The following is a 5742-nucleotide window of genomic DNA, read 5'->3' as shown; positions in this document are numbered from 1 at the left end:
AAAGCGTATTATTGGCTGGATTCGCCGAGTTGAAAACGTCCGTCGAGAATTTTGAAAACAGCGTCCTGCGAAATCAGCGGCTACGCAACCGGAATCATTTCTGGAAAGCATTATTGGCCGTTTCCATCGCCGTCATGGTTACGTTGTCTTCCGATTTCTGGCAGTACAGGCGCGACAGTTGGAAATACCGCTACTTGCGGGCGTACAATTACGGGCGCGACTCAATGATCCTGATACTCGACGATGTGTACGACTTTCATCCGGACGACGAGGAGATTCAAAAAATGAAACGGATTGCCCGCGAATACGAGACGGAGGCCGAAACGGTCGATTATGCCGGAGTGAACCGTAGGTATCAGGAAGCGAATGACCTGCAGAAAAAGCGGCCTGCTCACTAAAACCGTTGATTAACGAAAACGGGCTGAGAATGAAAACTCAGCCCGTTTCTCAAAACGTTTGATTTATTTTATGACTCCCATCAGATTATATTCGCAATTTGGGCAATCATACACTTCCATTTTCAAAATCTCGGCTCCAATGACAGATTGCCGATACATCCTTTCCATGTTTAGAACTTCATTTTTAGGAAGCTCCATTCTTTTGTCTAGTAATTTCATATAGACACGGCCATACGCGAGCGAGGGGATATAGCCGGTACTGGACACTCCTTTGCGCCTTTTGTTGGCTTTTTCGCCATCGCTGGGCGATACGGGCAGAAATTTGAAATGTTCCCGGTTGGTCGGTAAAAAATTAAAATCCGGCTGTGGAATAAAGTATTGGCTGTGGCTGCCATAAAAATCTACCGGATATCCGTTATCCTGAAAATTATATTTATCGATTGAAAGATCTGTTTTAATATAATAGGTTTTCGAAAAATCGAATCCGGCCATTAGGTCTTTGAGCATCTTTTCGTATTCCGGCTTTGCCTTGTTGTATTCGAATTCGTCGCTCAGGCAGGCTTGATAAAGTTTTTTGTCTTTTATTTTGATTAAGTACTGAAGAACATAATCCGTTATAGGAAGATTGTTGCTGCGTATACAACAAGCCAGCATTAACTCGGGGGTAAGCTCCGTCGCATTTTCTGCGGTGTGATCTTCGTATACCCATGCGATCTCTCCTCTTGCTATCGCCGGGTCGATATTCACATATAATTCGTTGGGATAACCGTCTGCTGAAACGACGATTACCGGACGCCCGTTAAAGAAAATCTTATCTGCATTTTTAGGATTGCAATCGATTACTTTCGCTGTTTTGAGATCAAGATTCGCCTTTACCGGATTGTAGCGTACTCCGAATTCAGTCATTGTAGGTTCTTGAATTTCCCAGTACTTTTCGTTGTTTAATCCTTTGTAGCCGATACGAATCGTATCGCCCGTAAAGAGTGTCGTTCCATCATAGACCTGAACCGAATCTTGACTTTGAGCATGCCCCGGGACATAGAATGTCCAAGCGAGAATAAAAATAAATAGTATTCTGTTCATAATGTATTAGATAAAGTAGTTGTATATTATTTTCGATTCTGCTCTTCGTAGCGAGCTATTTGTTCTTTGCAAATTCTGTCGGTAATATCGCGGAGTTGTTCGACTTTGGGTGTAAGGGCGTCAATATCTGATTTCGTTACGATAAAATCATCGTTATAGCGAGCCTCGACATAAGCGCGCTTTAAAAGTTCGAACAGCCGTTCTTCTTCTTCCGTATCGCGTGGAAAAACTTTTGCCAGTTCCAGTGTATGTAGTTTACATTTCCCCAGTAAAAATTCGAGATCGTGTTCCTTATGACCGTAAAGACTATAAACCAATCGGACTGTTTTCAAATAATTCTCAGCCGCCTGATGCAAATTAAAAGAGGCCATTTTGTATTTTCTCTTATCATAATAATATAATGCGCCATCTAAAAAATCGCTTGCTATTATGAACTTATTATCAAAATACTTCTGAGCCATCTCTTTAATCTCGGCATAATTCAGGTCGCGGGGAGTAACCAATTCATACTCTCCTGAATCATAAAGCATAACCCCCTGTTCGAGAATATCAACATAGAAATACCAACATTCTGAAATTGCGTTGTTCAGTTTGGAGATACTCTCGTTGATGATTTGAGGCCGCGTATGGAACTCGGCATCCTTACCGTACAAAAAACGGTCTTTGATGCGGGTGTTGATTGTGGACTCCCTCTCTCCCAATCGTCTTTTCGTCACGACCAGCAAATCGTAATCGCTTATGTAAAACGTTTTCACGCCGAAGTCGCGGCGTTCGTCGCACTCGACATAAGTGTTTTTGGCGTAACTGCCGTAAAGAATAACCATCACGACGTCTTTTACCTCGTCGCGGATCAGGCGGACGAGTTCGTGCAGGTCGCGTTGTTTGCGCTCGGGCAGAAAGTCGATCGAGTTCTTCATATTCACAAAATTAGCAAGAAATTTCCAGAAATACATACCCGTTGCGCTGAATTAATTTTTATTCGTATCTTTGTTTTACGGTTCCTTAAAAAGGTTTGTTGTATAGGGACGGCATGAGCCGTCTGGGAACGAACCTAAAAGCAATTACTATGCAAACTTTAAGGGACTACGACGATTCGGCATAGCCGAAGGACATAACAATATAAAGGGTTACAACTCTTTATGCCACAAGACAAACTTAGGAACCTCTTTCGAGAGGGTTTGATACTGGTGTAAACGTTGTCTGACCTTGTTGTGTTTATTCGTTTCGACGGATAGCAGGCAAGGGCGCAGGACAGTTTCCAGTATCGGGTTTCCTAAGACCTGTCTTGTGGGGCTGCAAATGCGCCCTCTTTTTTATCCCTGCACAAGACCGATCTATTTCTTTGCTACGGAATCGCGGGCGCTATTTTTCAATCCTGTAAAATATCGAGCCGTGAAAGCACCGACCAACGCAAACTGGGAACGGCTGTGCAAAGTGATCGAACATTCGGGCCTTTCGGTCAATGCCTTCGCCCGTGCCATCGGCCTGTCGTGCGGGGAAACCCTCTACCAGATCAGGCGGGGCAATAACGGCATCAGCCCCAACGTGGCCAAACGAATCCACCAGAAATACCCCGACTTCAGCCTTGCATGGCTGATGTTCGGATGCGGGGAATCGCTGTCCGAAATCTCTGGCTCCGTCGCCCGGATTCCGGTGTACCGCACGCTGCCCGAACGTCTGTTTCGGGGCGAACCGGACGATTGTCTGATCCTCTCGGCGGCATCGTCCCATGGGGCCGAGTTCGCCGTGCCTTATGCGGACGATCTGCTGAATCTGTTTCTGCGAAGTTCATTGCTGCTGCTCCGGGAGCAAAAAGGCGCAATCCTCTACGGCAATATCCATCTGGTCGAAACCGAACACTTCCGCCTGTTCCGCATCCTGCAACCTGCGCCGGGTCAGTCCGTCCGTTTAACGGTTTTGCCGGGAACCGCTTTGTCTGCGTTGCCCGGAACCACTTTGCCCGGTTCTGCTTTGTCCGCCCTGTCTGGTTCCGCGTTGTCTGGTTCTGTTTTACCCGGAGCCGTCGGGCTGAATGAGTTGGCCGGACTGACCGGACGCGTTCCTGCCGAAAATCCTTTTGCCGACATCGTTGTTCCCCGCAGTAGTATCCTCTCCCTCTGGCTGGTTTGCGGCGCCGTCTGCAACTTGTGTCGATAAACGATTTATCCAATTACTATTATTGAATATCATTATGGAAAAAGAACCCTTATTATCCCCGCACGAACTCGACCGTTATAACCGAAGCGCCGATTTCCTGCAAAATCATACCGTCGTATTCGTCAGCCAGCACGAAATCCCCGATCCGCTGTTGGTGTCGTGGTTGGAGTGCGACCCGGTCGGAGTGCTGATGAAGTTTGCCGACCAGACCGCCGAACCCGGGCAAATCTTTACCTACGCGATTTACCTGTACGCCTACGAACTGCATGACCGGTGTTACCATCAGATTTTGGGAGAATCGTACCGCACCCCGACTGAAATCGTGATGCTGAATTTTCTCCGTTACCAAAAACTACTGCGCTACACGGCCTTTCTGCGTAACCGCCGGATCGAAACCCCGCCGTTCCAGATACTTCATTTTATGAACTATCTGACGATCTACCCGATGATGAGAAAGTACGCACACGGTTACATGAATGACAAACAGCGCAATGGGGATTGAAAAAACGAACCGGGAAATACTCGTCCGGTTCGTCCGGGAAAATTTCAATATTCGTTCCGGGGAGATACCGGGCGACATATTGCGACGGTTGCGGGTAAAGGGCGATCCCGATCTGGACGATTTGACGAAACCGCGCTTTCAGCCGATCCACGATTTGATGGCGGATGTGATCGCCCTGTACGAAAAGCGGCTGAACGTGAAAATCCGGATACTCGGCATGGACGAATACGTGCGGCTGTCATGCAGGGCGAAATACGCCTGCCGCCTTTGCGGATTTATGGAATACCTGTTCGATGCCGAAAACCGAACGGTTTATATCGAGAAATACGAATACGATGTCCGGGTATTGATTTTCCTGTATTATGCCAATGCAGTTTTACGTTCGCGCGGCTGGTTTCGCCAACGTGTGAGCAATATCCGGCTGTTCCGTATTCACGCCTATCCACCGCTGTCGGTCTTTGCGTCCAACAGGTTACACCGGTTCGGAAACCCGTTCCTCGGATCGGGCGATCGCTGTGCGATGTATCTTCCCGAAGATTTGAGGAAAGCACGGTGTTGGTTTGATAACTAATCGGTAAATTAAAAAAAGAAGAAAACTGATAGGCCATCCCATCCTAACCGAAAAGGTTTGTGTCTAATGCTTCAAGTTTACAGTGTATACAGCAGAATCGGGCAAGTAAAAAGACGAAAATAATTTGATTTACGAATCTTACTCTAAGACAAAACAACCATTATTGAGATGAAAATACATATCTTTGTATCAGACATTTGAAAAGTAAATAATAAAGATTGTAACGTAAAATTTAAGTATCGTTATAATTCCCCTAATTAATCAAAGTTACAGACTGTTCTTTAAATTTATATAAAAATTAATGTTTAATATTATTCAAGCCATGAGTATTAGTCGAATAGATTTGCACAGTCGGAGAAATGAATCTTGTGTAACAGGCTGTAATAAAGAATTAAGAAAGAAAGTGTCTGAAAATGACCTTTGTAAAATTGTATCTTCTGTAGCTGACTCGTTATCTGTTCGATGTGTTGGCGAATGGGCCGAACAAAAAATATATTTATTATATCAATATTTTGGTATATTCGCTCAAGGCATGAAAAATAAATGGAATGAAATAAACTATATAGAAATATGCAGTGGTCCCGGAAGATGTATTAACCGAAATGGAGGAATAGAGATTGACGGAACGGCATTGAGCATTATGAAACATGCTGCTTTCCAGTATATTCATAAAGCTTTATTTTTTGATTACAGTCCTCATGTTGTTGCCGTTCTTAATCAGCGGATTAAAAGTTTAGAACTAGTCAATGCCACAGCGATCCAAGCAGACTATAACCAATCAGAGACATTATGTTCAATATTAGCCAAAGAGTGCTCTAAAGATAGAAGCTTGAATCTAATACTTATTGATCCTACTGACTGTAGTGTACCATTTGATTTGATAAGACATATCAAGATGACTTTAAAAAATGTTGATTTTATTGTTAATGTTGCAACAGGAACGGATTTTACTCGGAATATTCCTATGGCATTTAATGATAAACATAGAGCAATAAAATATGAACGATTTTTTAGGAGATTCATCTTTTTTT

7 protein-coding genes are annotated in these 5742 nt (G+C 44.3%); 5 read left to right on the top strand and 2 right to left on the bottom strand.

Annotated features, from left to right (window positions below; translation table 11 throughout):
* A partial coding sequence (locus tag DW082_RS14640; protein ID WP_182424186.1) for a hypothetical protein occupies nt 1-398 on the top strand: 398 nt, incomplete at its 5' end.
* A gap of 63 nt (nt 399-461) precedes the next feature.
* Here the strand turns inward: DW082_RS14640 and DW082_RS13930 are convergent.
* Together DW082_RS13930 and DW082_RS13925 are read right to left on the bottom strand one after the other, a co-directional pair.
* Nucleotides 462-1481, bottom strand: a complete 1020-nt coding sequence (locus DW082_RS13930) for a DUF4852 domain-containing protein (RefSeq protein ID WP_118459164.1) — start codon at nt 1479-1481, stop codon at nt 462-464.
* A gap of 26 nt (nt 1482-1507) precedes the next feature.
* Nucleotides 1508-2398 (bottom strand): HEPN domain-containing protein, encoded by an 891-nt coding sequence (locus DW082_RS13925; RefSeq protein WP_118459168.1) that lies wholly within the window; start codon nt 2396-2398, stop codon nt 1508-1510.
* Nucleotides 2399-2873: 475 nt separating this feature from the next.
* Between DW082_RS13925 and DW082_RS13920 the strand changes: the two genes are divergently transcribed.
* From DW082_RS13920 to tcmP, 4 genes are all read left to right on the top strand, one after another.
* Nucleotides 2874-3638 carry a helix-turn-helix domain-containing protein gene (locus DW082_RS13920; protein WP_118459162.1) on the top strand — a complete coding sequence of 255 codons (765 nt, stop codon included), beginning with the start codon at nt 2874-2876 and terminating at the stop codon, nt 3636-3638.
* A 34-nt stretch (nt 3639-3672) separates the two neighbouring features.
* Nucleotides 3673-4140, top strand: coding sequence for a hypothetical protein (locus tag DW082_RS13915; protein WP_118459160.1), 468 nt, complete (start codon nt 3673-3675; stop codon nt 4138-4140).
* Nucleotides 4130-4711: a hypothetical protein gene (locus tag DW082_RS13910; RefSeq protein WP_118459158.1), complete on the top strand. Its 582-nt coding sequence runs from the start codon at nt 4130-4132 to the stop codon at nt 4709-4711. Before DW082_RS13915 ends, DW082_RS13910 begins: the two co-directional genes overlap by 11 nt.
* A gap of 301 nt (nt 4712-5012) precedes the next feature.
* On the top strand, nt 5013-5742 hold a 730-nt coding region (gene tcmP, locus DW082_RS14385), incomplete at its 3' end, for a three-Cys-motif partner protein TcmP (RefSeq protein WP_147387080.1).

The organism is Alistipes sp. AF48-12 (assembly GCF_003477565.1).
Lineage (GTDB): Bacteria > Bacteroidota > Bacteroidia > Bacteroidales > Rikenellaceae > Alistipes_A > Alistipes_A hominis.
The sequence above is the reverse complement of the archived record's forward strand: the minus strand, read 5'-3'. Positions and strand labels throughout refer to the sequence as shown.